The organism is Kluyvera intermedia (assembly GCF_034424175.1).
Classification (GTDB): domain Bacteria; phylum Pseudomonadota; class Gammaproteobacteria; order Enterobacterales; family Enterobacteriaceae; genus Kluyvera; species Kluyvera intermedia.
Window position 1 is genome coordinate 3,496,328 of record NZ_CP139986.1, and the last position, 25,532, is coordinate 3,521,859.

Genomic DNA, 25,532 nt, shown 5'->3' on the forward strand with positions numbered 1-25,532 from the left:
AGTGATATGTCTCATACCATCGATCTGGCACTGGACGGTCTGTCCTGCGGCCATTGCGTAAAACGCGTAAAAGAAAGTCTGGAGCAACGCCCTGACGTCGAACAGGCGGACGTAACCATTGAAGCGGCGCACGTCACCGGCAGTGCCAGCGCCGAGTCACTTATCGACACCATTAAACAAGCCGGTTACGGTGCGGAGCTAAGCCACCCAAAGGCTAAACCGCTGGCAGAGTCATCACTCCCGTCGGAAGCACTGACAGCGGCCACCCCTGAGCTTCCGGCAGCACAGGAAATCGATGACAGCCAACAGTTGCTGTTAAGCGGTATGAGCTGCGCCAGCTGCGTTTCCCGGGTACAAAAGGCGCTGCAAGCCGTACCGGGCGTCGTACAGGTACGGGTTAACCTGGCGGAGCGCACGGCCCTCGTGATGGGCAATGTCTCCGCCAGCGATTTAGTGCAGGCCGTCGAGAAAGCGGGCTACGGCGCGGAAGCGATTGAAGACGACCTTGAACGCCGCGAACGCCAGCAGGAAACTGCGCTGGCGACCATGAAGCGTTTTCGCTGGCAGGCAATTGTCGCCCTGCTGGTCGGTATTCCGGTGATGGTCTGGGGGATGATCGGTGACAACATGATGGTCACCGACGATAACCGTTCCCTGTGGCTGGTTATCGGCCTTGCCACCCTCGCGGTGATGGTCTTTGCAGGCGGTCACTTTTATCGCAGCGCCTATACAAGCCTGAAAAATCGCACCGCCACCATGGATACGCTGGTCGCACTCGGCACAGGCGTGGCGTGGCTGTACTCAATGAGCGTCAACCTGTGGCCACAGTGGTTCCCAATGGAAGCTCGCCACCTCTATTACGAAGCCAGCGCCATGATTATCGGCCTGATTAACCTCGGGCATATGCTGGAAGCGCGGGCGCGTCAGCGTTCGTCTCGGGCGCTGGAAAAATTGCTCGACCTTACTCCACCCACCGCGCGCGTGGTGACCGACGAGGGTGAAAAAACCGTGCCACTGGCGGAGGTACAGCCGGGCATGATCCTACGTCTGGCGACCGGTGACCGCGTCCCGGTTGATGGTGAAATTAGCCAGGGCGAAGCCTGGTTTGATGAAGCAATGCTCACCGGCGAACCGATTCCACAGCAAAAAAGCGATGGAGACAGCATTCATGCCGGTACCGTCGTGCAGGACGGTTCGGTGCTGTTCCGCGCTAGCGCAGTCGGTAGCCACACCACGTTATCGCGCATTATTAAAATGGTGCGTCAGGCGCAGAGCAGTAAGCCTGAAATTGGTCAGCTCGCCGATAAAATCTCGGCGGTATTTGTCCCAGTCGTCGTCGGTATCGCCATTTTTAGCGCCGCTATCTGGTATTTCTTCGGCCCTGCGCCGCAGATTGTCTATACCCTGGTGATTGCCACCACGGTACTGATTATCGCCTGTCCTTGCGCATTAGGGCTGGCAACGCCGATGTCGATTATCTCCGGCGTCGGTCGCGCCGCGGAATACGGTGTACTGGTACGAGATGCCGATGCGTTACAGCGTGCCAGTGAGCTGACGACTCTTGTGTTTGATAAAACCGGTACCCTGACCGAAGGCAAACCGCAGGTGGTGGCGGTGAAAACGCTCGGCACCATCAGCCAAGCCACCGCTCTGCGTCTGGCTGCCGCGCTGGAACAAGGTTCAAATCATCCGCTGGCACGTGCCATTATGGAAAAGGCTGCCGAGACATCATTGCCGCAGGTCAGTGCTTTTCGCACCCTACGTGGATTGGGCGTCAGCGGCGAGGCTGACGGGCATCGGCTGCTGTTGGGCAACCAGGCGTTAATGCACGAGCAGCAGATCGTGACCCACGAGTTAGACGAAGAATTGGCACAACAGGCAGCGCTTGGAGCGACGCCGGTACTGTTAGCCATTGATGGTCAAGCCGCCGCGCTGTTCGCCATTCGCGACCCGCTGCGCAGCGACAGCGTCGCGGCCCTGCAACGTCTGCATCGCGAAGGTTATCGTCTGGTGATGCTCACCGGTGATAATCCCGTCACTGCGAACGCAATCGCTAAAGAGGCCGGCATTGATGAAGTGATTGCGGGCGTGCTACCGGACGGTAAAGCGCAAGCCATTATCAATTTGCAGGCCCAGGGTCAGAAAGTCGCGATGATCGGCGACGGTATTAATGACGCCCCTGCGCTGGCGCAAGCGGATGTGGGCATCGCTATGGGCGGCGGCAGCGATGTGGCGATTGAAACGGCGGCTATCACACTGATGCGCCACAGTCTGGTTGGCGTGGCGGATGCGCTGGCTATCTCCCGAGCCACGCTGCGCAATATGAAGCAGAACCTGCTGGGGGCATTTATCTATAACTCACTGGGGATTCCAATTGCTGCAGGGATCTTGTGGCCGCTGACCGGCACGCTGCTAAACCCGGTAGTCGCGGGTGCGGCAATGGCGCTGTCCTCTATTACTGTGGTGAGTAACGCTAACCGCCTGCTGCGGTTTAAACCGAAACAGTAATCTTCCCGTCCCTCCTGCTCTTGGGGGGGACGCATTTGCACCTTTTCGTCCATCGCGCTAGCATGAGATTTTGTTTTCAGGGAGCGCGAATGAGTCTGGTAATTCATCTACAACGCCTTTGGCGCGCCCTGCGTGGTTCGCCCTACAGCTGGCCTGCGATTGATATTTCACTGCCCGGTGGACGCCACTTACATCTGGTTGGCAGTATTCATATGGGGACTCGTGACATGGCCCCTCTTCCCGCCAAATTAATTAAGAAGCTTCGCCAGGCCGATGCGCTGATTGTCGAAGCCGATGTCTCGGGTAATGAAACTCCCTTCAACAATCTGCCGGTCTGCCCGCCTCTGGACGAAAGACTGAGCGAGATACAGCGCAATACTCTGGAGAAACTGGCCGAGGAGCAAGGGCTTTCCCTGTCTCGTTTTGACAGCCAGCCACTTTGGCAAATTGCAATGATACTTCAGGCAACGCAAGCGCAGCGGCTGGGACTACGGCCCGATTACGGCATTGACTACCAACTGCTGGCTGCCGCGCGTGAGGCTGCGCTGCCGGTTCAGGAGCTCGAAGGAGCAGACAGCCAGATTGACCTGCTGTGCCAACTGCCTGATGGTGGCATGGCGCTGCTCGATGATACGCTAACCCACTGGCACACCAACGCACGGTTGTTACAGGTGATGATTGGCTGGTGGCTCCAGCAGCCGCCGTCAAATGGCAGCGCTTCGTTACCCAATACGTTCAGTCAGTCGCTTTACGATGTGTTGATGGTCAAGCGCAATGAAGCCTGGCGCGACACGCTGCTGACGCTGCCACCAGGACGCTACGTGGTTGCCGTAGGGGCGTTGCATCTGTATGGGGAAGGCAACCTGCCGGAGATGTTGAAATAAAAAAATGGCCAATATTTCTATTGGCCCGTCAAAGAGGAATTTCATCATTATTATTATCCCGGCGTTTTCACTCCGGATCCTTCGATTGTCGCTCAAAGTTACCGCAACTGCCAACACCTATTGCGCAAGATTATACTATTTTTTAGTCCGCTTCCGGGCGTATGCTGAGGGCATATCACGTCTGTAGTCGGAAGGAACGTTATGACACCCGCCGTTAAGTTACTCGAAAAGAACAAAATCCCGTTTAGTATTCATACCTACGATCACGATCCGAATGAGACCAATTTCGGCGACGAAGTCGTGCGCAAATTAGGGCTTAATGCCGACCAGGTCTACAAAACGCTGCTGGTGGCGATGAATGGCGACATGAAGCAGCTTGCCGTGGCGGTAACGCCGGTTGCCGGGCAGTTGGATCTCAAGAAGGTCGCCAAAGCGCTGGGGGCGAAGAAGGTGGATATGGCGGATCCGATGGTGGCTCAGCGCGTCACCGGCTATCTGGTGGGCGGTATTAGTCCGCTGGGGCAGAAAAAACGGCTACCGACGGTCATTGATGCGCCGTCGCAGGAATTTAGTTCTATCTTTGTCTCCGGCGGTAAACGTGGGCTGGATATTGAACTGGCCGCGGGAGATTTAGCGAAAATCCTTAGCGCAACTTTTGCGGATATTGCTCGTCGGGATTAAAGGTTAACCCCAGGGTCGCATGCGCTCGCCTGGGTAAACCCGGCGGCGCTGCGCCGCCGGGAACGGCTCAAAACCTTACTGCCAGCTCACTTCCCCTTTCGGTTCGTAAGCCTTCACATCCAGCGGTGAATTTTGCTCAATATACTGTTTGAGCACCTCTGCATCGATAAAACCGGTATTCACATAGCCAGGCTTAGTATCAATTTTTGGATAACCATCGCCACCGGTGGCGTTGAAGCTCAGCGTCGCCATGCGATAAGTTTTCGCCGGATCGACCGGTTCACCTTTGATTTTAAGATCCTGAAGCTGTCCGCCCTTTGCCACAAAGCTAACGTTAGCAAACTGCGGGTAAGCGCCTGAGTCCGGCTTCATTTTCGCCACAGCGGTCAGGTACTCAATCACCTCTTTCCCGCTCATGTCGGCATACACCACCACATTGCCAAACGGCTGTACTTTCAGCACGCTTTTGTAGGTGATATTGCCAGACTCAATAGAATCACGAATGCCACCACCGCTCATCACGCCAAAATCAGCGCTGGTACGTGCCATTTGTGCCGCCAGAATCAGATGCCCCATATTCGTCTGCACAAAACGGACTTTGCTGCGGTCGCCTTCAAGTTGCCCGTTCACGCTGCCCACTTTGACGTCCAGCTGTGCTTTACCTTTGCTCTGGAACGGCGTTAGCAGGGAGAGCATCTGCGGGCTTTCAGGGATTTGCGGCGTGTAGAGTACGCGCTCACTCTGCCCGTTATCGTAGGTGACCTTCTTCTTCAAGTTGACCGGAATCAGCTGATAATGCATAAGTTTCAGTTCGCCGTTGCGGAACTCAAAGTCCGCACGTCCGACATATTTCCCCCACTCATGCGCCTGCACAATCCAGATACCGTTCTGTTTATCCGGCGCGCACGGGGTGCCTGGAACATAATCCACCTGCTTTTTATTCTCTGATGCCATACACACTGGATCTTGTGAGTGACCACCCACAATCATCGCCAATGAGCCTGCTGGCAGGCTGCGCGCCATCTCCACGTCACCCGGCGCGTTGGAACCGTGTTCACCGTTATCGTAATGGCCCATGTGGGTAGTTGCCAGAATCAGATCAGGCTTCTCGTTTTGCTGTAGCTCCTGAATCACCAGTTTGGCTTCATCCGCCGGTTTGCGGAATTCAATATCGGTGAAATATTCCGGGTTGCCAATTTTTGCCGTGTCGTCGGTTGTTAATCCAATCACGGCAATTTTTAGATCCTGGCGTTTAAACAGCGCCCAGGGTTTAAACAGGCGTTCACCGGTACTTTTCTGGTAGATATTGGCCGAGAGGAACGGGAATTTGGCCCATTTTTCCTGCTGACGCAGGACGCTCATTGGGTTATCAAATTCGTGGTTACCGACCGCCATAGCGTCATAACCCACCAGATTCATGCCACGAAAGTCCGGCTCAGCGTCCTGTAGGTCAGATTCCGGCACGCCAGTGTTGATATCGCCGCCGGAGAGCAGCAATACGCTGCCGCCTTCAGCAGCCACCTCTTTACGAATGCCATCCACCAGCGTTTTTTGCGCCGCCAGGCCGTATTCACCATATTCACTGCGCCAGAAATGCCCGTGATGATCGTTGGTATGCAAAATGGTGATTTTATAAGTTTTATCTTGCTGGTAAGCCTGTGCCGGTAAACTGGCGACAGATAATGCCGCCAGCATCGCCAACGCCACGCCCCGTTTGACGAATCGCATAATTCTCTCCCTGAGTGAATAACAACCGCAGAAATTACAACGCTCTGAAATATTAGTCCATTTTGTTTTCAGAAATGAGACTTCCTTCAAACGTCTTAGGCAGGTATCTTAGTCTGATAATTATTATTAAAGCGTATATCCCCAACATCGCTCGATAAAATACAAGTGGAATCTATGGCAATCACTGAAACCAGCCCTAACCGGCCTGGCCCTTCTGCGTCCTCGCAACAGGGTCGTACCTCATTTGGTATCCTGGGAGCAATCAGCCTCTCCCACCTGCTCAACGACATGATCCAGTCGTTGATCCTGGCGATCTATCCGCTGCTGCAATCGGAGTTTTCACTCTCCTTCGTGCAGATAGGCATGATCACCCTGACCTTCCAGCTCACCTCGTCGCTATTCCAGCCGGTTATCGGCTACATTACCGATAAACGCTCGATGCCGTGGTCGCTACCGGTGGGAATGTGCTTTACGTTGAGTGGTCTGGTACTGCTGGCGCTGGCTGGAAGCTTTGGCACTGTATTACTGGCGGCAGCGCTCGTCGGTACCGGTTCCTCGGTTTTCCACCCGGAATCATCCCGCGTGGCGCGCATGGCTTCCGGTGGTCGTCACGGTCTGGCACAGTCCATTTTCCAGGTTGGCGGCAATTTCGGCAGCTCGCTGGGGCCATTGCTTGCAGCGGTGATCATCGCGCCTTACGGTAAAGGTAATGTGGCCTGGTTTGTTCTTGCCGCACTGCTGGCGATTGTGGTACTGGCACAGGTAAGCCGTTGGTATGCCGCACAGCATCGTATGAATAAAGGCAAACCTAAGGCACCGATTATCAATCCACTGCCAAAAAACAAGGTCATCCTGGCGGTTTCCATCCTGTTAATGCTGATTTTCTCCAAATACTTCTATATGGCGAGCATTAGCAGCTATTACACCTTTTATCTGATGCAAAAATTCGGATTATCGGTACAAAATGCGCAGATTCATTTGTTTGCGTTCCTGTTTGCGGTAGCCGCCGGCACGGTGATTGGTGGCCCTGTTGGCGATAAAATTGGCCGTAAATATGTTATTTGGGGCTCTATCCTCGGCGTTGCGCCTTTCACCCTCCTTTTACCCTACGCAACCCTGTGGTGGACCGGTATTTTAACGGTGATCATTGGATTTATCCTCGCTTCAGCATTTTCTGCCATCCTGGTGTACGCTCAGGAGCTATTACCGGGGCGTATCGGTATGGTTTCCGGACTATTCTTCGGTTTCGCCTTCGGCATGGGAGGCTTAGGTGCCGCGGTGTTGGGGCTAGTTGCAGACCACACCAGTATCGAATTGGTCTATAAAATATGTGCTTTCCTACCACTTATTGGGATGTTGACCATATTCTTACCTGATAACCGGCAAAAACACTAAGTTACCGGCGGCCAAAGTCTCTCTTTGGCTGCCTTCATCTCCGCGCAAACTCGCCTCTTACCTGACTTATCCCATTTAATTTTCACTTTTGTGCCGTTTACTCCGAAAATTCAATTTTTTAGCCAAATTCAACAATTATTCACAAACATAATAGTGAAAATTGTCATAAACTATTACCAGGCTTTTTGGTTTTCAGGCTGCTTTGACACTCTGCGCCAAAAATGGAACCACGCATCACGACGAAAGGAGACGGAATGCATCACGCCACACCGCTTATTACCACCATTGTTGGTGGCCTTGTGCTCGCTTTTTTCCTTGGCATGATTGCCAATAAGTTAAGAATTTCACCACTGGTGGGTTATTTATTAGCGGGCGTGCTGGCCGGACCATTTACTCCAGGATTTGTTGCTGACACCAAGCTTGCACCCGAGCTGGCAGAACTGGGCGTTATTTTACTAATGTTTGGCGTGGGTCTCCATTTCTCGCTTAAGGATCTGATGGCAGTGAAAGCCATCGCCATCCCCGGAGCCATTGCTCAAATAGCCGTCGCCACATTGTTGGGGATGCTGCTTGCCACCTTCTTAGGCTGGTCGATGATGACCGGTATCGTCTTCGGTTTATGTCTTTCGACCGCCAGTACCGTTGTGCTTTTACGCGCCCTGGAAGAAAGGCAACTGATTGATAGTCAGCGCGGGCAAATTGCCATCGGCTGGCTGATTGTTGAAGACCTGGTGATGGTACTGACACTGGTTTTACTGCCAGCCGTTGCCGGGATGATGGAAAAAGAGAACATCGGCTTCGCCTCACTGGCTATCGATATGGGGATTACTATCGGTAAAGTGGTGGCATTTATTGCCATTATGATGCTGGTTGGCCGCCGTCTGGTGCCGTGGATCCTCGCTCGCAGCGCCGCCACCGGTTCACGCGAGCTGTTTACGCTGTCAGTGCTGGCGCTGGCACTAGGCATCGCCTTTGGCGCGGTTGAATTGTTTGACGTCTCCTTCGCGCTGGGTGCCTTCTTCGCCGGTATGGTGCTAAACGAATCCGAGCTTAGCCACCGCGCGGCCCACGATACGCTGCCGCTGCGCGATGCGTTTGCCGTCCTGTTCTTTGTCTCCGTCGGCATGCTGTTCGACCCGCATATCCTGATTGAGCAGCCGCTGGCCGTTCTGGCGACGCTGGCTATCATCATCTTTGGTAAGTCGCTGGCGGCATTCGGTCTGGTACGCCTGTTTGGTCACTCGCAGCGTACTGCATTGACCATCGCCACCAGCCTTGCGCAGATTGGTGAGTTTGCCTTCATTCTGGCAGGTCTGGGAATGGTGTTGGGTCTGCTACCGCAGGCAGGGCAAAATCTGGTGCTGGCTGGCGCGATTCTCTCCATTATGCTTAACCCCGTGCTGTTCACGTTGCTTGAGAAATTCCTCGAGAAAACGGAAACGCTTGAGGAGCAAACGCTGGAAGAGGCTCTGGAAGACGAGACGCAAATCCCAGTGGATATCTGCAACCATGCGCTATTAGTGGGCTATGGGCGCGTAGGCAGCCTGCTGGGCGAGAAATTGATGGCTCAGGGCATTCCTCTGGTGGTGATTGAAACGTCACGTACACGGGTTGATGAGCTGCGTGAGCGCGGCATTCGCGCAGTGCTGGGCAATGCGGCCAATGAAGAGATTATGAATCTGGCGCACCTGGACTGCGCGCGCTGGCTGCTGCTGACCATTCCAAATGGTTACGAAGCGGGAGAGATCGTCGCGAGCGCCCGTGAGAAGTGCCCACACCTCGAGATTATTGCTCGCGCGCATTACGACGATGAAGTGGCTTATATCAGCGAGCGTGGTGCCAATGAAGTGGTCATGGGTGAACGTGAGATTGCTAAAACGATGCTTGGGCTGTTGAGCGAACCGCCGTTGAAAGAGGCGGTAAGCGGGTAAGATTGTGCGATCCCGGCGGCGCTACGCTTGCCCGGGCTACAAGGATGTAGCCCGGGCGAACGAAGTGACCCCGGGACTGCTCGGGCTTAACGTTCCCAGTACGCCTCTTCCAGACTATCCTCTTTCTCCGGCAGGCCACGCGTCAGACGCGGTGAGTGCTGGTTTAATACTTGATAGCTTACCCGATTAGCATACTTACAGACCTGCGCCAATGACGAATAAGTCAGCCAGTTGTGCTGGTGCTTGCTGGAATTCGGCACGTTCGAACGGTGATAAGCATTGGCGGTAATATCATGCAGCAGGGCCGCCAGCGCGCCGTCACCAGCACCATTAGTATTCATAATCTTCTCAGGCCCCCCCATAAAAGGCGCGATATGTGAGTAGATACGCAACGGATCCTGGCAATCTTTAAAGCGCACCGCGCGGCTGAATTCATACTGGTTAAACTCGGCAATTGCACCTGGCAAAAGCGGATGCTGGGTTTTACGCTTAGTGTCGTTCTCGGTAAAACTTGCCATATACAGCCCGGTTGGCCCCGCAGTACACAACACCAGGTCCACCCAATCCAGCGCTTTATCCGACGCTTGTAGCGGGTCGCTCAGGCCCGTCAACGCTTCGGCCTCTTCTTCGTTCATCGCCAGAATCGATACATGATCTTTGATAAAGCTCTGCCACCAATCTGGGCTTTCGGCGATCACAAATTTGGTGCCCAGCGTCAGCACGACCGGCACATCATATTTTTTCGCGTAGGCGATGGCCTGCATGGTCGCTTCCGGCATTGGCTCGCCAGGCTTGCAGCGCACTAAGTAGGAAGTCAGTACCAGCGCAGAAGCACCGGCGATAACCGACTCAGGAATGCTTTCCGGGCGCAGCTTGTTCATATGGCCCGGGCTTATCGCAAACGTACGCTCTCCGGCATCACCAATCAGCGTAAAGCAGCGACCAATTGGCCCATCAACGCCCTGCAAATGGTTCAGGTCAGTACGGCTGGAGGTATTGCACAGATAGCGATAGGCGTAGCCGCCAATCTCGATGTTGCTGCACATCACGCCCAGCAGTACGGAGCGGTCGTCCGCCAGTACCGAGTAGTTGTGCATGGTATTACCGATGGTGCCGCCGGCAAACTGGTGGGTGATCAGATTTTCACGCACCAGTTCCTGATACAGCGCTTCAGCAATATCATCTTCAATCACCAGTGAGTGCCCGGCGCTCAGGCCATAGCGCTCAATAAACGCATCGTCGACTTTGGCTTCAATATCGACCAGAGTCTGGTCAATACCCACGACCCACGAGATGCTGGTTTCGCTCTCAGGCTGGATCTGTTTTAGCAATGGATCGCGAGCGTCCACCGGGAAATAGTGTTTGGATTTGCGTTTACCGGGAAATTTCATGGTGATTTTTGAGTGGCCTTAACAGGCGGAGAATAGTAACACACTCCTCCACCTGCTTGCGATCAGCGGTATTGCGCGGTCAAATTCGCCATCATTTTGATATGTGCATCATCGTCATTCAGCGCTGGAATATATTCATATTTCTGCCCACCCGCCTCAAGGAACAACTCACGGTTTTGTACGGCAATCTCTTCCAGCGTTTCCAGACAGTCGGCGGAGAAGCCCGGGCACATCACCTGAATATGCTTAACGCCTTTTTCACCGAGCATTTTCAGCGTTTCATCGGTGTACGGCGTCAGCCACGGCTCACGGCCAAAGCGTGACTGGAAGGTCATCATCACCTTATCAGGTGAAATCCCCAGAGAAGAAACCAGCTCACGGGTGGTATCACGGCAACGCTGCGGATAGTCATCGCCTTCATGCGCATAGCGCTGTGGGATGCCGTGATAGGAAAGCAGCAGCACTTCCGGTTCACCGTGACGCTCAAATGAAGCCTGTGCGCTGGCAGCCAGCGCCTGAATATAGTCCCGGTCTGTCGCGTAGTCGCGAATAAACGACACGCTTGGAATCGCGCGTTTTTTTGCCAGTATGCGTGCCAGTTCATCCCACACCGCCGCAACGGTCGAGCAGGAATATTGTGGATACAGAGGCAGCACAATGAGCTGGTCAATATCCTGCGCCAATAACTCATCAACCGCGCTTTGCAGCGACGGCGTGCCGTAACTCATGCCAAGCACTACCAGCACATCCGGCAGATGAGCCGCCAGCGCGCGCTGCTGGCGACGACTGTAGACCATCAGCGGAGAACCTTCCTCCATCCACACGGATTGATACAGCTTCGCCACACGCGGTGCACGGATGGGGAGAATGACGCCACGGAGCAACGGCCACCAGAGTAAACGGTTGGTGTCGACCACGCGGCGGTCGCTTAAAAATTGCAGCAGATAACGCTTAATCGCGCCCGGCGTCGGCGCGTCGGGGGTGCCGAGGTTAACCAGCAGAATACCGGGTTTCTTGTAATGCATTACCGTCTCTTATCGATTCAAATTGTTGATAATTGTAGCGGAAAAGCGAGGAAGAAAAACTAATTGCTGCGAGAGGTGGGGAGAGAATTTTGCCTGATGGCGCTGCGCTTATCAGGCCTACGGGAGAGTGTAGGCCGGATAAGGCGTTTACGCCGCCATCCGGCATCGGAGGCGGCAAAACATTAACCGAGAATCTTCGCCAGTTCAGCGCGTACGTCAGCCACGGCTTTAGTGCCGTCAACTTTTGCGTACTTGGTGTTACCCGCCTGCGCTTCTTTGGAATAGTAACCAATCAGCGGTGCGGTCATCTGATGGTATTCCACCAGGCGCTTACGTACGGTTTCTTCCTGATCGTCTTTACGAGTAGACAGGTCTTCACCGGTGACGTCATCTTTACCTTCAACCTTCGGTGGATTGAATTTGATGTGATAAACGCGGCCAGAAGCGGCGTGAACGCGACGACCAATGATACGGTCAACGATCAGCTCGTCCGGTACGTCGAATTCCAGAACGTAATCGACGTTGATGCCTGCTTCTTTCATGGCATCAGCCTGAGGAATGGTACGTGGGAAACCGTCCAGCAGGAAACCGTTACGGCAGTCTTCCTGGGAGATACGCTCTTTCACCAGCGCGATAACCAGTTCATCAGTTACCAGTTTGCCCGCATCCATGATGTCTTTGGCTTGTTTGCCCAGCTCGCTGCCAGATTTTACTGCGGCACGCAGCATGTCACCGGTGGAAATTTGCGGAATGCCATATTTCTCCATGATGAACTGAGCCTGAGTTCCTTTCCCCGCGCCCGGAGCGCCAAGCAGAATGATACGCATTACGAAAATCCCCTTAAAGGTTGTCGATATTTTTTAAAAAGCGCTAAAAGATACCACCAGAACGGCGATGGCTCAAGGAAGGAGGGTCGGCTGAAACGGTTAACGGTGAGATATTTTGCGTACGGTGCGGTTTAATGCCCTCACCCCGGCCCTCTCCCACAGGGAGAGGGAGAAAACCAATACCGGGCCAGTCCCCTCTCCCTTTTAGGGAGAGGGTTAGGGTGAGGGTAAGTCTTACGACACCAGCAACTGATTCATACGGCGAATAAACTGGTTCGGATCTTCCAGCGTACCGCGTTCAGCAAACAGAGCCTGGTCAAGCAGCAGCTCAACCCACTCTTTAAACTGCCCTTCGTCTTCGGTGTCAGCAGTGCGTTTCACCAGTACATGATCCGGGTTCAGTTCAAAGATGTATTTCACTTCTGGTGCAGCCTGGCCCGCAGCGGCAAACAGTTTTGCCATCTGAGTGCTCATATCGTCAGCATCGGTCGTGACAATCGCCGGAGTGTCGGTCAGACGATGCGTCAGACGCACCTCTTTCACACGCTCGCCCAGCAGAGTTTTCACGCGCTCAACGAACGGTGTCAGCGCTTTTTCTGCTTCTTTCGCGCTTTCGTCGACTTCGTCAGCCAGCTTGTCGATGGACTCATCGGCTTTTGCCACGGACTGGAATACCTTACCATCGAACTCGGTCAGGTAGTTCATCATCCACTCATCGATACGGTCAGAAAGCAGCAGGACTTCGATACCTTTCTTACGCAGCAGCTCCAGGTGCGGACTGCTTTTCGCCGCTGCATAGCTATCAGCGGTGATGTAATAGATTTTTTCCTGCCCTTCTTTCATGCGCGAGACATAGTCGGCAAGCGACACGGTCTGCTCGGAAGAGTCGGTATGGGTAGACGCGAAACGCAGCAGTTTAGCAATCGCTTCCTGGTTGCCGTTATCTTCCGCCGGGCCTTCTTTGAGTACCAGACCGAACTGTTTCCAGAAGGTCAGGTATTTCTCGGCATCGTCTTTCGCCAGTTTATCCAGCATCTGCAATACGCGTTTGGTCAGCGCATTACGCAGGTTACGCGTCACCGTGCTGTCTTGCAGAATTTCACGCGACACGTTCAGCGGCAGATCGTTGGAGTCTATCAGGCCACGGACAAAGCGCAGGTAGTTCGGCATAAACTGCTCGGCGTCGTCCATGATAAAGACGCGCTGCACGTACAGTTTAAGGCCGTGCTTATGATCACGGTTCCACATATCCCACGGCGCCTGCGATGGGATGTACAGCAGGCTGGTGTACTCCTGCTTACCTTCCACACGGTTGTGGCTCCAGGTCAGCGGGTCGGTAAAGTCGTGGGCAATGTGCTTGTAGAACTCTTTGTATTCGTCGTCGTTAAGCTCAGCTTTATTACGCGTCCACAGCGCCTGTGCCTTGTTGATTTTTTCCCAGGAGACGACGGTTTCGCCGTCTTTTTCTTCCTGTTTTTCAATCTCTACCGGCAACGCGATATGGTCAGAATATTTGCTGATAACCGAACGCACGCGCCAGTCGTCGAGGAAATCATCCTCGCCTTCGCGCAGATGCAGGGTGATTTCGGTCCCACGGTCAGCTTTTGTGATATCCGCAACGGTGTATTCACCAGCGCCTTCAGATTCCCAGAACACGCCATTTTCTGGCTTGTCGCCGGCTGCACGGGTACGCACGGTGACTTTGTCAGCCACGATAAACGCCGAGTAGAAACCGACGCCGAACTGGCCGATAAGCTGGCTGTCCTTCGCCTGGTCAGAACCCATGGATTCGAGGAATGCCTTGGTGCCGGACTTGGCGATGGTCCCGAGGTGGTCGATAACCTCTTCACGATTCATGCCAATGCCGTTATCGGCAATGGTCAACGTACGCTTATCTTTATCGAAGGAGACACGCACACGCAGTTCGCCGTCACCTTCATACAGATCTGGCGTCGACAACGCGCGAAAACGCAGTTTGTCCGCCGCATCCGATGCGTTAGAGATAAGCTCACGCAGGAAGATTTCTTTGTTGGAATACAGAGAATGGATCATCAGGTGCAGAAGCTGTTTTACTTCTGACTGAAAGCCACGTGTTTCTTGTCCTTTCATTGCAAAATACCTCAATGCTGATTACAAGGTAAAAAAAAGCGATGAGAGGAAAATGGGGATGAGTGAAGAGAATTTCAAGCGAGAGCAGTAAATCCTGCTCTCGATTGATTAAAAACGAATCTTATGACGCCCGGCCAAAGAGTGCGAAAGCGTAGTGCCATCGACCATCTCAAGCTCACCACCGACGGGTACACCATGGGCAATACGGCTGGCTTCAACACCAGACTGCGCGCACAGCTCGGCGATGTAGTTAGCGGTCGCCTCCCCTTCCACCGTTGGGTTGGTGGCGAGGATAACCTCGGTGAGCTGCTCCGTTTCCAGACGCTGCTCAAGGCGGTCAAGTCCGATATCGTCCGGCCCGATGCCATCCAGCGGCGAGAGGTGGCCCATCAGCACGAAATAGCGGCCAGAAAATTGTCCGGTCTGCTCAATGGCGTAAATGTCCGCAGGACTTTCCACCACGCAGATTTGACCGTTTTCCTGACGACGCGGGTTCGAACAGATGTTGCACACCTCTTGCTCGGTGAAGGTGCGGCAATCGGCACAATGGCCGATTTCCGACATCGCGCGCGTTAATGCCTGCGCCAGACGCATCCCGCCGCTGCGATCACGCTGCAGCAGGGTAAACGCCATGCGCTGCGCTGACTTCGGGCCAACGCCCGGCAGACAGCGCAATGCTTCCATCAGCTGAGTTAACAGCGGACTGGTTTGCATCAGAATGGCATCTTGAAGCCTGGCGGCAATTGCATACCGGAGGAGACAGACGCCATTTTTTCTTTCTGGGTTTCATCAATACGGCGCGCCGCATCGTTGAAGGCCGCAGCCACCAGATCTTCCAGCATGTCTTTATCGTCTTCCAGCAGGCTTGGGTCGATTTCAACGCGACGGCAGTTATGCGCGCCGTTGATGGTCACTTTTACCAGACCTGCGCCAGATTCGCCGGTTACTTCCAGCTGAGCGATTTCTTCCTGCATTTTCTGCATTTTATCTTGCATCTGCTGGGCCTGTTTCATCAGGTTACCCAGACCGCCTTTACCACCAAACATAGGCTTCTCTCTTGTAAGTCACGTTAAAGGATGACAACCGTGAGCCAGGCTCACAATCAAATGGGGCGAATACTCTCTTCATCCAGATCCGCATCGAAAAATCGGCGCAGGGTCTGAATATTATTATCCGCGATAATCGACTCGCGCGCCTGCGCGAGCTTCTCTTCATAGATGGCCTGTCGCCATTCCAGCGGCGTACGCACCGCCGGATTATCATCTTCAACGATGGTCAATTCAACAGGCGCACCGAATAAAGTGCTCATGGCCTCGGACAGCTTTTGCAGTGAACCCGGCGAATTCAGGTGCCGCTGCGTCGAGCGCAGATGCAGACACACGGCATTGCCGTTTTGCTCTTTCCACGCGTTAAGCGCCACCTGTTCTACCAGCTTTGGCAGCGCCATCTGACTGACCTGCGCCGCCCACTCGTCACGCTCAATGGCTTCAGCCGTCAGCTTGACGGCAAGCTCAGGGGTTTTCTCATGCTCCAGCGCCTTCTTCAGCGCCTTCGGCGTGGCGACCTCTTCTTTTTTCACCTCAGCGACTGGCGTGGTCGCTTTCCAGCGATAGGCCTCTTTTTTCGCCGCGGGCTGGGTCAGTGCCGTCGGAGCCGGACGCGCCTGAACGCGCTCGGCTACCGAAGCCAATCTTTCCAGCGCAGCGTTATTCACCGGCCGCGCGCGGGAAGCGGCTGCCGGTTCACTCTTTTTTGGTTGGGTTGCTCCCTGATTACCTTGCTGGAGCTGACGACGTGCGGCAAGTACCTGATTGGTTGAATCAGGCAGAGTCGCCGCAGGCGGCGTTACCGGCGCGGTGTTTTGCACTGGCGGTTGCGGCTGTTGCATTACCGGCGTATTCGCAGGGACATATGTCTGCGGTGGCGTTTCCGGTTCAGGTAACGGCGCATTCGGGTGGAATGCCAGCGCCCGCAACAAGGTCATCTCAATGCCCATACGTCTGTCTGGTGCATACGGTAACTCTTTGCGGCCCATCAACAGCGTCTGGTAGTAAAGCTGAATATCCGTTGGCGGAACGGTACGCGCCAGGTTGCGCATCCGCTGTTCCACTGCCGCCATATCGCTGCCCAGCGCCGCAGGCGAAAGCTGAACCATCGCAATGCGGTGGAGCAAGCTTTGCATTTCAATCAGCAGCGCTTCCCAGTCAACACCACGCAGCGCAGCATCGTTAACCCGTTCCATCACCTGCTCACCGTTGGCGGCCACTAATGCTTCAATCAGCGACAGCGCCTGTGAGTCATCCAGCGTACCGAGCATTTCGCTCACCGAAACGGTCGTCAGCTGCCCATCACCGCTGGCGATCGCCTGATCGGTCAGACTTAAAGCATCACGCAGGCTACCGTCCGCGGCGCGCGCCAGCAGTTGCAGAGCGCGTGGTTCGTGAGTGATATGTTCTTCGTCGAGGATATGCTCAAGCTGATGGCGGATCTGCTCAACGTCCAGCGCTTTGAGATGGAACTGTAAGCAACGCGACAGAATCGTCACCGGCAGCTTTTGCGGATCGGTGGTTGCCAGCAGGAATTTGACGTGCGCAGGCGGTTCTTCCAGCGTCTTCAGCAAGGCATTAAAGCTGTGACGGGAAAGCATGTGCACTTCATCGATCAGATAGACTTTAAAACGACCGCGCGCAGGCGCGTACTGGACATTATCCAGCAGGTCGCGGGTATCTTCGACTTTGGTTCGTGACGCGGCATCGATCTCAATCAGATCGACAAAGCGCCCCTGTTCGATTTCCCGACAGTTGTCACACACGCCGCACGGCGTGGCGGTGATACCGGTTTCGCAATTCAGTCCTTTCGCCAGTAAACGGGCGATGGAGGTTTTCCCCACACCACGGGTGCCGGAGAAGAGATATGCGTGATGAATGCGCCCTAACGATAAGCCGTTCGCCAGTGCGGTCAGCACATGTTCCTGGCCAACGACGTCAGCGAAGGTTTGTGGGCGCCATTTTCGGGCTAAGACCTGATAACTCATTGGCTGACTCTGAAACGCTGGAAGGTGGATTCTTGAAGGGGTAATGCTACCACAGCCCCGCCAACTCGGCGAGGCTATGTATCGGGAAATGCTTAGTGACCCGGGAAATTCACCAGACTGTAGCTGGTGATGCCCTGTTTTTCCAGGCGCTGTTCGCCGCCGAGGTCAAACAGGTTGATGATGAATGCCGCATCGTGCACTTCGCCACCCAGACGACGAATCAGTTTCACCGTCGCTTCAATCGTTCCGCCGGTTGCCAGCAGATCGTCGACGACCAGTACTTTATCGCCAGCTTTAATCGCATCAACGTGGATTTCCAGCTGATCGGTGCCGTATTCCAGCTCGTAGCTTTCGGCAATGGTTTCACGTGGCAGTTTGCGTGGTTTACGTACTGGGACAAAACCGACGCCCATCGCCAGGGCTACCGGTGCGCCGAACAAGAAACCACGTGCTTCGGTACCCACCACTTTGGTGATGCCGGCATCTTTGTACTTCTCGACCAGCAGTTCAATGCTGAGCGCGTAAGCTTTCGGGTCTTCCAGTAAGCTTGTGACATCGCGGAAAAGGATGCCTGGTTTAGGATAATCCTCGATGCTCTGGATGCTGTTCTTCAGGTATTCAAGCTGCTGTGCAGTTGCGGTCATAGGTTTGTGCCTAATTAAAACAGTGTTACTTAAGGCGAGCAAAACGGGTTAAAAACCTTAAATGATTAATTTTTAACCGGGCGCGCCTGTGCTCGAAAACGCCAGAATTTACTGGCTAGTTCGGAGAATTGCAACACCATTAATGCGGTTCACGATTTTTGTTGTTCTGCATCAACCACCGGGATCCGCCACATAAAAATGAGTAACCCGCAGAGAATGGCGAGCAGCAGCAGGCGTACCCAAAGCATGTTGACCAGCCACAGAGAGACACCGAAAGTCAGTAAAATCAGCGCGATTGCCCGAGGTTTTGCGCCCGGCGGCATTGCTCGATAGCGCTGCCAGTGGCGCAGATAGCTGCCAAACCATGAGCGGTAAAGCAACCACTGGTGGAATCGTGGCGATGAGCGAGCAAAGCACCATGCTGCCAGCAGAATAAACGGCGTTGTCGGCAACAGCGGTAAAACCACGCCGATTGTGCCAAGGGCTACCGCCAGCCAGCCAATAATGATTAGAATAGTACGTTGCATATGCGAATCGTTATCAAGTGAGTCTGCTAATGTAGCATAGCCGATAAGTTTAATACGGAGAACCTGGTGAAAACGGCCCTGCTTTTACAAACGCTGGAACAACAGCTTGCCCGCCTGCAAACTCAGGTCGCGCCGCTGGCCTCGCACGCGACGCTGAGCGCCCGTTTTGACCGCCAGCTTTTTCGCACGCGCAGCACGCAGATGCAGGCCTATCTCGATGAAGCTTACGCTCATTTTCAGGAACTCAAACATGCGGTCGAACAGCAGCAGCTTCCACAGGTTGCCTGGCTTGCCGAACATCTGGCCGCACAAATTGAGGCCATTAATCGCGAAAGTGAATCCTGGTCGCTGCGAGTGTGGGATAGCGCCTCACCGGGGCTGCGCCGCTGGCAGCGTAAGCGACTGGAAACACAAGATTTTGAACGCCGCTTGCTGGAAATGAAGCAATTGCGTCAGCAGCAGTATCAACAGGCCACCACGCTTGACGAGCAGCAACGTCTGGCGCGTGAGATTACCGCTTTTGACGGGCGCATCGCGCGCTGTCAGCAGGCACTACAGGAAATTGAACGCGTTCTGGCGCGTATGACACGCTAACAAGGAGACGCTATGTCGCTGGAAAATGCCCCGGATGACGTCAAACTGGCAGTCGATCTTATCGAGCTGCTGGAGAGCAATAACATCGCGCCACAAATTGTGCTAAGCGCGCTGGAAATGGTACGGCAAGATTATGTCAACAAACTAAAAAATGCGGAAGACGCCTCGTAAAACGCATCTTTGCGAGCTGTGGTTCCCTCATCGTCTGTGGCACATTCCAGGCCACATTCAGGACGATACGATGACGAAATATCATGAAACTTTTCTCGGCAACACCACACGACGCCATTTTTAAACAGCTTTTGCATCATCAGGCGATTGCCCGCGATTTCTTACAGATACATCTACCCACAACACTGCTATATACGCCAAAGCGATCTGGCCACATTACATGAACAGCTCGGCGTTTTGCTTTTGGATAATGGGTTAACTGCACCACAGTTAGACGCGTTGATTAGCTATATGCTGCAGGCGGGCGGGACACAGCACCCAGAGGAACTCATTACCAGACTTGCGGAATATTCACCACAACATAGGGAGCAACTGATGACAATTGCGGAATGGCTTGCCGAGAAAGGGCGAAAACAAGGGATTGTGCAAGGCATGGAACAAGGCGAAGCGATTGGGCGCAGAGAAGAAGCGTATAAAATAGCACGCAATATGTTAAGCGCAGGACTCAGCGTCACGCTGATTACCCAGCTTACCGGCTTAACCGCTGATGATCTTGAAACCCAACACGATTAAAAAAGGGCGACAAATTGTCGCCCTTTTCCTTAGCAATCGATGACGAGATCCTTTCCGTCGTCTTTACTATCGCGTTTCACTTCCGTCACTTCATCACCCTTTTCATTGTGCAAATGCACTTCCAACTGGTTGAAGGCGATATTGATATCGTTTTCACGACACAGACGATCGATGGTGCGGTTCAGCTCATCAACGGTATAGCTACGATCGCGTAATTCACGCACGTATAAGCGCAGTTCATGATCCAGCGTGCTGGCGCCAAAGGTGGTGAAGAACACGGAAGGCTCAGGATCGTGCATCACTTTCGGATGGCTGGTTGCAGCCTCCAGCAGTACCTTTTTCACCTTATCCAGATCCGAACCATAAGCGACGCCAAGGCGGATAACGACACGGGTAATGGTATCGCTGAGCGACCAGTTGATCAGTCGCTCGGTCACAAAGGCTTTGTTCGGAATAATGACTTCTTTGCGATCAAAATCGGTAATGGTGGTAGCACGAATACGGATCTTGCTGACCGTCCCGGAGAAGGTACCGATGGTGACGGTATCGCCAATACGTACCGGGCGCTCAAACAGAATAATCAGGCCAGAGACGAAGTTACCGAAGATCTCCTGCAAACCAAAACCAAGGCCTACCGACAGCGCGGCGGCAAGCCATTGCAGTTTGTCCCACGATACGCCCAGCGAACCGAAGACGGCCATCGCCCCGACAACCAGAATGACGTAGTTGAGGATCGTGGTGATCGCGTAAGACGCACCCTGGCGCATATTTAAACGCGAGAGCACCAGGACCTCCAGCAGCCCTGGTAAGTTGCGGATCAAGGCCCATGCCACCATGGAAGCAATAATCGCAAAGAGCAGGCTGCCCATGGTGACGTCTTTAACGACGCTCGCCCCGGCTTCAGTACCGTTGTAGTGCCACAGTGTAATGCTATCGAGGTAGCTAAACACGGTAATCAAATCTGACCAGATGGCCCAGAACATCACACCAAATAGCGCCACCATCACCAGCATGGTGATACGCAGCGTTTGCTGGTTAATTTGTTCAAGCGCAATCGTCGGCTCTTCCTGAGGCTCAGCCCCTTCAGCACCCTCTTTCACCATATTCTGTCGACGCGCAACCGCGCGGCGATAGGCGATACGGCGCGCAGCCACGCTCAGGCCACGCAGAACGGTCTGGTAAAGCAGGTTCCAGAATATGACCAGATAGACCGTTTCAATCCAGCGGCCAGACAGGCGCAGCGTGGTGTAGAAATACCCCGTCGCGGTTAACACCATCAGACCCAGCGGCACCAGTGCCAGCACGGTGACGGTGATAAGACGCAGGCTGTGCGACTCTTTGTCACGCCAGCTATCACGACACATCGGCCACATCAGTACCGCAATCACCAGCAGGTTCATCAGGATAACAAACTGCCCCAGCACGTCATCCATCAGGTTTAGCGGGGAGAGTTCAGATACCACCGACCAGAAGTGAAGCGGCAGAAGTGCCAGGCTGACACGAACAATCTGCCGACGCCAGTGGCTGGTCAATTGTTCCGGCATGTTGAAATGACGTACGGCGACGCCGTTTTTCTCCAGCACTTTCCAGCACAGACCAAATACCAGCCAGAAAATCGCCAGTTTTTTACAAAAAGCCCACAACAACATGCTGATGTTGAGCTGCATCGTCAGCAATATCAGACCAATCGCCAGCACCAACAGCACCACCGGCAGGGCGCGGATCAAGTCGATTAAAATGGCTTTTGGCGTATGTAACTGACTGTCGTTGCGTAAATTACCGACCTGATCGCCGAGACGATTTTGGTAATTTCTCAACCACTGAAGCCGCCAGCGAATCAGTCCGGCAATCAGTAAAAGTGGCAGACCGGCCAGAAAAGCGATGAACACCGCAGGCCACGCTTTTTCCCAGTTAACGGTGATTTTCATCGACTTAAACTGGTCTTTTAGCGCGCCCGGGAAAGATTTGATCCAGTCCCAGTCCATCGGTCTGTTACTGTTCACCCAGAAAATTTGCTGAGTCAGAATGGATTTCAAACTTTTGGAGACGCTCATCAACTGTTGCTGATTAATTTGCAAGTTGATGGCCATCATCAGTTGGTTACCCAACTGTTTGTTAATCAAGTCAAGCATTTCACGTCGTGCATCAACAATCTGCAACAGCGCGTCGTGTACTTCGCTATCCACTTCATTACTGTGCCCTTCCTCCACTTTGGCAACAAATTCGTCGCTCTGGAATAAGGCATCACGCTGCTGGTTAATTTCAAACTGCTCCAGCCGCAGGTCTGCAATGCGCGTCGTCATATCCTGCAACTCATCTGCCGATGGCAGCGTCTGTTGCTGTTGATACAGAATTCGTGACAACAGCAGGCTGCCTCGTAAAACCGCAATCTGCTCTTTGACGTTTCGCTCTGATTGCAGCGCCCGGTCAAGCCAGGTTTTCACCTTGATATTTTGCTGCACCAGTTGGTTACCGCTTTCGGTTGCGGTAATCAATTTTTGGCTCAGTTGATGGTTAATCTCCAGCTCTTGCTTAACCAGCGGGTTACCCTGGATACGCGCAGTCTCTTCAGGCGATGCGGTCTCTGCGGCCGTTTTTTCCGATAGCAACAGGCGCTTGCTATTCACGGCTTCTTGCAGCAATTGAAGTTGATGTTCAAGGCGAGTGCTATAAGCAGTCACGTAATCACGCTGCTTTTGCAGGGTGTCCTGCAATACGGTGTTACCGGCGAGGCTTTTACGCTGAAGTTCAATCTCAGCATCGAGCAGCGTTTTCTGCACCTGCAGCATGGTCTGCTGGGTCGGTCTTAGTGCATCGCCGATGGTGCTGCCATTCAGGCTGTTTCGCACCTGCAGCAATTGCTGCGAGGCGGAGTTCATCGCGTTTTGTACCCGCTCAGGCTGCGTTTGCAGTGAGACCAGTTGGCTGTTGTAGGTGGCCAAATCGTTTTGCGCATTCTGCAAGTCATCAACGGCTTGCGAGACGCGAGCCTCCAGTTGACGAAGCGAGAGCGTACTGAGCGTTTTACGCGTTTCATCGTCGTTGTCGACGTCGCTGAGAGAGTTCAGGTTGTCGGTAGCCTGACGAAGCTTCGCTGGTGCCTGTTCCACCTGCTTTTGTAGCTGGCTGGTTTCGGCTTTGACGCGCTCTATTTTATCAAGCAGTTGCAGCGTTTCATCGAGATCCTGCTGCACCAGCTTATCCTGCGGCGTCAGGTCTTTCTTATTATTGAGGGAATTCAGTTGATCCTGAACGTCAGTACGGTCAGGAATATCATTGCCGTTTATCGCCCGCGCGTGTACCGCAGCGATAGAAAAGAAAAAGCAGACAGCAATAATACAAAATGCGGAAATCGTGGCCCGTGGGCGGATAGTAAGCAGCATAATATTAACATGAGTGATTGCTAAAGCCGGCAATTGCCGGGGATAAATGCCTGGGCAGAATAGCACTAATGGTGACAAGCGAATAGACGGATAATCCAGGATTCTTCCTGGTAATTAGGGGGTATTTAAACCGCCGATTCCCCGCGCAGTGTCGGGCAAAACTGGTACATCTCAAGTAAGATTGCGACGTAAGACTGCGCTTCAGCCCGCAGGTCAAATGACGCAGGAGCAAATAGCCAGTTTTCCATCAGTCCTGAAATGTAGCTACGGGTTAAAATTGCCGCTCGGCGACTTAATAAATTGGCCGGTAACATGTTTGCCATGACACAGTCATTTAACGCCTGTTCAATTCTATCGTAACTTTCTATACATAAATTGTACTGTGCTTGTTGCACTACGGCCATTTCACCGACAAACTCACACTTGTGAAAAATAATTTCCATTAAGAGACGTCGGCGTTCTTCCATCACGGTTGCTTCAAGAATATAAACCAGTATTTCCCTTAAAACTGAGAGTGGATCGTCCGGGAATTTTGCCCGATACTCAATTTCAAGATCGCTAATGCTGGATTCTGATAACGCCCAGATCTCGTTAAACAGATCGGACTTACCCTTAAAGTGCCAGTAAATGGCGCCACGCGTTACGCCAGCCGCTTTTGCAATCTCGGCCAGTGAGGTGGACGATACGCCTTGCTGTGAGAATAAACGCAGGGCGACATCCAGTATGTGTTGACGCGTGACACGCGCTTGTTCTTTGGTTTTTCGTGCCATAGGCCAGTGAAATTGCAGAGGTTATGGTTACATACATTTATGAATGTATGTACGATAGTATGATGATAATACAAACGCAGCAATGGGTTTGTGAACGCTTGTTTCATTGATCAATTTGAAATCGGACACTCGAGGTTTACATATGAACAAAAACAGAGGGTTAACGCCTCTGGCGGTCGTTCTGATGCTCTCAGGCAGCTTAGCGCTAACAGGATGTGACGACAAACCAGCTCAGCAAGGAGCACAACAGGCGCCAGAAGTTGGCGTCGTAACGGTCAAATCTGAACCTCTTGTCATCACAACGGAACTGCCAGGCCGCACCAATGCCTTCCGCATTGCCGAAGTACGCCCGCAGGTTAGCGGCATTATTCTTAAGCGTAACTTTACCGAGGGTGGCGAAATCACAGCGGGCGAGTCGCTGTATCAAATTGATCCAGCAACTTACCAGGCGTCTTATGAAAGCGCGAAAGGTGATTTAGCGAAAGCGCAAGCTGCCGCCAATATTGCCAAAGTCACCGTCAACCGTTATTCCAAACTGCTCGGCACTCAGTACATCAGCCGTCAGGACTACGATACTGCGGTCGCCGATGCGCAACAGGCTAACGCCGCCGTCCTCGCCGCAAAAGCGGCCGTTGAAACGGCACGTATTAACCTGGCTTATACCAAAGTGACCTCTCCAATCAGCGGTCGTATTGGTAAATCATCCGTCACTGAAGGTGCACTGGTGCAAAATGGCCAAACCACCGCGCTGGCAACCGTTCAACAGTTAGATCCGATCTACGTTGACGTCACCCAATCCAGCAATGACTTCTTACGTCTGAAGCAAGAACTGGCAGATGGCAAACTGAAGCAGGAAAACGGCAAAGCGAAAGTGGATCTGGTGACCAACGATGGCATCAAGTATCCGCAGAGCGGCGCATTAGAGTTTTCTGACGTGACCGTTGACCAGACGACCGGTTCTATCACGCTGCGTGCGGTGTTCCCGAACCCTGATCATACGCTGCTGCCGGGCATGTTCGTCCGTGCACGTCTGCAGGAAGGGACCAACCCGAACGCGCTGCTGGTACCACAGCAGGGTGTCACCCGTACTCCGCGTGGCGATGCAACCGCGTTGGTTGTCGGTGAAGGCGATAAAGTTGAAACCCGTCCGATCGTTGCCTCACAGGCAATTGGCGATAAGTGGCTGGTAACCGAAGGTTTGAAAGACGGCGATCGTGTCATCATCACCGGTCTGCAAAAAGTGAAACCTGGCGTGCAGGTAAAAGCTCAGGAAGTCACTTCTGACGATAAACAGCAAGCCTCAGCAGGCGCCGCTCAGTCAGAACAAACCAAGTCTTAACTTAAACAGGAGCCGTTA

General features: G+C 53.5%; 21 protein-coding genes, 2 pseudogenes and 1 other annotated feature. Of the genes and pseudogenes, 11 read left to right on the forward strand and 12 right to left on the reverse strand.

Going from position 1 to position 25,532, the window contains the following annotated elements; translation table 11 throughout:
* Window positions 1-6 precede the first annotated feature (6 nt).
* From copA to ybaK, 3 genes are all read left to right on the forward strand, one after another.
* Window positions 7-2,508, forward strand: a complete 2,502-nt coding sequence (gene copA / locus U0026_RS17035) for a copper-exporting P-type ATPase CopA (protein WP_062773781.1) — start codon at window positions 7-9, stop codon at window positions 2,506-2,508.
* An 89-nt stretch (window positions 2,509-2,597) separates the two neighbouring features.
* Complete coding sequence (locus U0026_RS17040; protein ID WP_062773782.1) at window positions 2,598-3,392, forward strand: TraB/GumN family protein; 795 nt, start codon at window positions 2,598-2,600, stop codon at window positions 3,390-3,392.
* Between the two features lie 201 nt (window positions 3,393-3,593).
* Entirely contained in the window at window positions 3,594-4,073 is a 480-nt protein-coding gene (ybaK, locus tag U0026_RS17045; protein ID WP_062773784.1) for a Cys-tRNA(Pro)/Cys-tRNA(Cys) deacylase YbaK, read from the forward strand.
* 75 nt (window positions 4,074-4,148) lie between these two features.
* Here the strand turns inward: ybaK and ushA are convergent, their stop codons facing one another.
* Window positions 4,149-5,801 (reverse strand): bifunctional UDP-sugar hydrolase/5'-nucleotidase UshA, encoded by a 1,653-nt coding sequence (gene ushA / locus U0026_RS17050; RefSeq protein ID WP_062773785.1) that lies wholly within the window; start codon window positions 5,799-5,801, stop codon window positions 4,149-4,151.
* A gap of 174 nt (window positions 5,802-5,975) precedes the next feature.
* Between ushA and U0026_RS17055 the strand changes: the two genes are divergently transcribed.
* Together U0026_RS17055 and ybaL are read left to right on the forward strand one after the other, a co-directional pair.
* A complete protein-coding gene (locus U0026_RS17055) occupies window positions 5,976-7,196 on the forward strand; it encodes an MFS transporter (RefSeq protein ID WP_062773787.1) in 1,221 nt (406 codons plus the stop codon).
* A gap of 254 nt (window positions 7,197-7,450) precedes the next feature.
* Entirely contained in the window at window positions 7,451-9,127 is a 1,677-nt protein-coding gene (ybaL, locus tag U0026_RS17060; RefSeq protein WP_062773789.1) for a YbaL family putative K(+) efflux transporter, read from the forward strand.
* 86 nt (window positions 9,128-9,213) lie between these two features.
* On the opposite strand, the gene U0026_RS17065 is transcribed toward ybaL, so the two are convergent.
* Window positions 9,214-10,518, reverse strand: a complete 1,305-nt coding sequence (locus U0026_RS17065; RefSeq protein ID WP_062773795.1) for an inosine/guanosine kinase — start codon at window positions 10,516-10,518, stop codon at window positions 9,214-9,216.
* Window positions 10,519-10,580: 62 nt separating this feature from the next.
* Window positions 10,581-11,543 carry a ferrochelatase gene (gene hemH, locus U0026_RS17070; protein WP_062773796.1) on the reverse strand — a complete coding sequence of 321 codons (963 nt, stop codon included), beginning with the start codon at window positions 11,541-11,543 and terminating at the stop codon, window positions 10,581-10,583.
* Window positions 11,544-11,629: 86 nt separating this feature from the next.
* On the opposite strand from hemH, the pseudogene U0026_RS22790 reads away from it, so the two are divergent.
* Window positions 11,630-11,707 (forward strand): annotated as a pseudogene (locus tag U0026_RS22790) (hypothetical protein); the annotation flags it as partial.
* Between the two features lie 18 nt (window positions 11,708-11,725).
* On the opposite strand, the gene adk reads toward U0026_RS22790, so the two are convergent.
* The 7 genes from adk to U0026_RS17105 all read right to left on the reverse strand — a co-directional run bounded on the left by adk (window position 11,726) and on the right by U0026_RS17105 (window position 18,684).
* On the reverse strand, window positions 11,726-12,370 hold the full coding sequence (adk, locus tag U0026_RS17075; protein ID WP_062773798.1) for an adenylate kinase: 645 nt from the start codon (window positions 12,368-12,370) through the stop codon (window positions 11,726-11,728).
* A 234-nt stretch (window positions 12,371-12,604) separates the two neighbouring features.
* Window positions 12,605-14,479 carry a molecular chaperone HtpG gene (gene htpG / locus U0026_RS17080; RefSeq protein WP_062773800.1) on the reverse strand — a complete coding sequence of 625 codons (1,875 nt, stop codon included), beginning with the start codon at window positions 14,477-14,479 and terminating at the stop codon, window positions 12,605-12,607.
* Between the two features lie 108 nt (window positions 14,480-14,587).
* Window positions 14,588-15,193 (reverse strand): recombination mediator RecR, encoded by a 606-nt coding sequence (recR, locus tag U0026_RS17085; RefSeq protein WP_061282030.1) that lies wholly within the window; start codon window positions 15,191-15,193, stop codon window positions 14,588-14,590.
* On the reverse strand, window positions 15,193-15,525 hold the full coding sequence (locus tag U0026_RS17090) for a YbaB/EbfC family nucleoid-associated protein (protein WP_052283815.1): 333 nt from the start codon (window positions 15,523-15,525) through the stop codon (window positions 15,193-15,195). The genes recR and U0026_RS17090 overlap by 1 nt, the downstream gene beginning before the upstream one ends.
* Window positions 15,526-15,581: 56 nt before the next feature.
* Window positions 15,582-17,513 (reverse strand): DNA polymerase III subunit gamma/tau, encoded by a 1,932-nt coding sequence (gene dnaX, locus U0026_RS17095; RefSeq protein ID WP_062773802.1) that lies wholly within the window; start codon window positions 17,511-17,513, stop codon window positions 15,582-15,584.
* Window positions 16,188-16,252, reverse strand: a sequence feature (DnaX frameshifting element). It overlaps the preceding gene by 65 nt.
* Before the next feature lie 92 nt (window positions 17,514-17,605).
* Complete coding sequence (gene apt, locus U0026_RS17100; RefSeq protein ID WP_062773804.1) at window positions 17,606-18,157, reverse strand: adenine phosphoribosyltransferase; 552 nt, start codon at window positions 18,155-18,157, stop codon at window positions 17,606-17,608.
* A 149-nt stretch (window positions 18,158-18,306) separates the two neighbouring features.
* A complete protein-coding gene (locus U0026_RS17105) occupies window positions 18,307-18,684 on the reverse strand; it encodes a DUF454 family protein (RefSeq protein WP_062773806.1) in 378 nt (125 codons plus the stop codon).
* A 66-nt stretch (window positions 18,685-18,750) separates the two neighbouring features.
* On the opposite strand from U0026_RS17105, the gene priC reads away from it, so the two are divergent.
* From priC to U0026_RS17120, 4 genes and pseudogenes are all read left to right on the forward strand, one after another.
* On the forward strand, window positions 18,751-19,278 hold the full coding sequence (priC, locus tag U0026_RS17110; protein ID WP_062773808.1) for a primosomal replication protein N'': 528 nt from the start codon (window positions 18,751-18,753) through the stop codon (window positions 19,276-19,278).
* A gap of 12 nt (window positions 19,279-19,290) precedes the next feature.
* The gene (rsmS, locus tag U0026_RS17115) at window positions 19,291-19,449 is read left to right on the forward strand and encodes a pleiotropic regulatory protein RsmS (RefSeq protein WP_073971095.1); all 159 of its coding nucleotides are present in this window, start codon (window positions 19,291-19,293) and stop codon (window positions 19,447-19,449) included.
* An 83-nt stretch (window positions 19,450-19,532) separates the two neighbouring features.
* Window positions 19,533-19,637: pseudogene (locus U0026_RS22795) on the forward strand (Rpn family recombination-promoting nuclease/putative transposase); the annotation flags it as partial.
* A 187-nt stretch (window positions 19,638-19,824) separates the two neighbouring features.
* Window positions 19,825-20,022 carry a hypothetical protein gene (locus tag U0026_RS17120; RefSeq protein WP_062773810.1) on the forward strand — a complete coding sequence of 66 codons (198 nt, stop codon included), beginning with the start codon at window positions 19,825-19,827 and terminating at the stop codon, window positions 20,020-20,022.
* Window positions 20,023-20,051: 29 nt separating this feature from the next.
* Here U0026_RS17120 and mscK read toward each other — a convergent pair whose 3' ends face one another.
* Window positions 20,052-23,405: a mechanosensitive channel MscK gene (gene mscK, locus U0026_RS17125; RefSeq protein ID WP_062773812.1), complete on the reverse strand. Its 3,354-nt coding sequence runs from the start codon at window positions 23,403-23,405 to the stop codon at window positions 20,052-20,054.
* Window positions 23,406-23,530: 125 nt separating this feature from the next.
* Window positions 23,531-24,175: a multidrug efflux transporter transcriptional repressor AcrR gene (gene acrR, locus U0026_RS17130; protein WP_062773814.1), complete on the reverse strand. Its 645-nt coding sequence runs from the start codon at window positions 24,173-24,175 to the stop codon at window positions 23,531-23,533.
* A 142-nt stretch (window positions 24,176-24,317) separates the two neighbouring features.
* Here acrR and acrA point away from each other — a divergent pair, with 142 nt between their 5' ends.
* Complete coding sequence (acrA, locus tag U0026_RS17135; protein WP_062773816.1) at window positions 24,318-25,514, forward strand: multidrug efflux RND transporter periplasmic adaptor subunit AcrA; 1,197 nt, start codon at window positions 24,318-24,320, stop codon at window positions 25,512-25,514.
* Window positions 25,515-25,532 lie beyond the last annotated feature (18 nt).

Bases quoted from the DNA above. Each gene is read 5' to 3' on its own strand.
- acrA (WP_062773816.1), top strand. From the start codon at position 24,318: ATGAACAAAAACAGAGGGTTAACGCCTCTGGCGGTCGTTCTGATGCTC.
- mscK (WP_062773812.1), bottom strand. From the start codon at position 23,405: ATGCTGCTTACTATCCGCCCACGGGCCACGATTTCCGCATTTTGTATT.
- hemH (WP_062773796.1), bottom strand. From the start codon at position 11,543: ATGCATTACAAGAAACCCGGTATTCTGCTGGTTAACCTCGGCACCCCC.
- U0026_RS17055 (WP_062773787.1), top strand. From the start codon at position 5,976: ATGGCAATCACTGAAACCAGCCCTAACCGGCCTGGCCCTTCTGCGTCC.
- U0026_RS17065 (WP_062773795.1), bottom strand. From the start codon at position 10,518: ATGAAATTTCCCGGTAAACGCAAATCCAAACACTATTTCCCGGTGGAC.
- acrR (WP_062773814.1), bottom strand. From the start codon at position 24,175: ATGGCACGAAAAACCAAAGAACAAGCGCGTGTCACGCGTCAACACATA.
- U0026_RS17120 (WP_062773810.1), top strand. From the start codon at position 19,825: ATGACAATTGCGGAATGGCTTGCCGAGAAAGGGCGAAAACAAGGGATT.
- U0026_RS17040 (WP_062773782.1), top strand. From the start codon at position 2,598: ATGAGTCTGGTAATTCATCTACAACGCCTTTGGCGCGCCCTGCGTGGT.
- copA (WP_062773781.1), top strand. From the start codon at position 7: ATGTCTCATACCATCGATCTGGCACTGGACGGTCTGTCCTGCGGCCAT.
- U0026_RS17105 (WP_062773806.1), bottom strand. From the start codon at position 18,684: ATGCAACGTACTATTCTAATCATTATTGGCTGGCTGGCGGTAGCCCTT.
- ybaK (WP_062773784.1), top strand. From the start codon at position 3,594: ATGACACCCGCCGTTAAGTTACTCGAAAAGAACAAAATCCCGTTTAGT.
- dnaX (WP_062773802.1), bottom strand. From the start codon at position 17,513: ATGAGTTATCAGGTCTTAGCCCGAAAATGGCGCCCACAAACCTTCGCT.
- U0026_RS17090 (WP_052283815.1), bottom strand. From the start codon at position 15,525: ATGTTTGGTGGTAAAGGCGGTCTGGGTAACCTGATGAAACAGGCCCAG.
- apt (WP_062773804.1), bottom strand. From the start codon at position 18,157: ATGACCGCAACTGCACAGCAGCTTGAATACCTGAAGAACAGCATCCAG.
- ushA (WP_062773785.1), bottom strand. From the start codon at position 5,801: ATGCGATTCGTCAAACGGGGCGTGGCGTTGGCGATGCTGGCGGCATTA.
- adk (WP_062773798.1), bottom strand. From the start codon at position 12,370: ATGCGTATCATTCTGCTTGGCGCTCCGGGCGCGGGGAAAGGAACTCAG.
- rsmS (WP_073971095.1), top strand. From the start codon at position 19,291: ATGTCGCTGGAAAATGCCCCGGATGACGTCAAACTGGCAGTCGATCTT.
- htpG (WP_062773800.1), bottom strand. From the start codon at position 14,479: ATGAAAGGACAAGAAACACGTGGCTTTCAGTCAGAAGTAAAACAGCTT.
- ybaL (WP_062773789.1), top strand. From the start codon at position 7,451: ATGCATCACGCCACACCGCTTATTACCACCATTGTTGGTGGCCTTGTG.
- recR (WP_061282030.1), bottom strand. From the start codon at position 15,193: ATGCAAACCAGTCCGCTGTTAACTCAGCTGATGGAAGCATTGCGCTGT.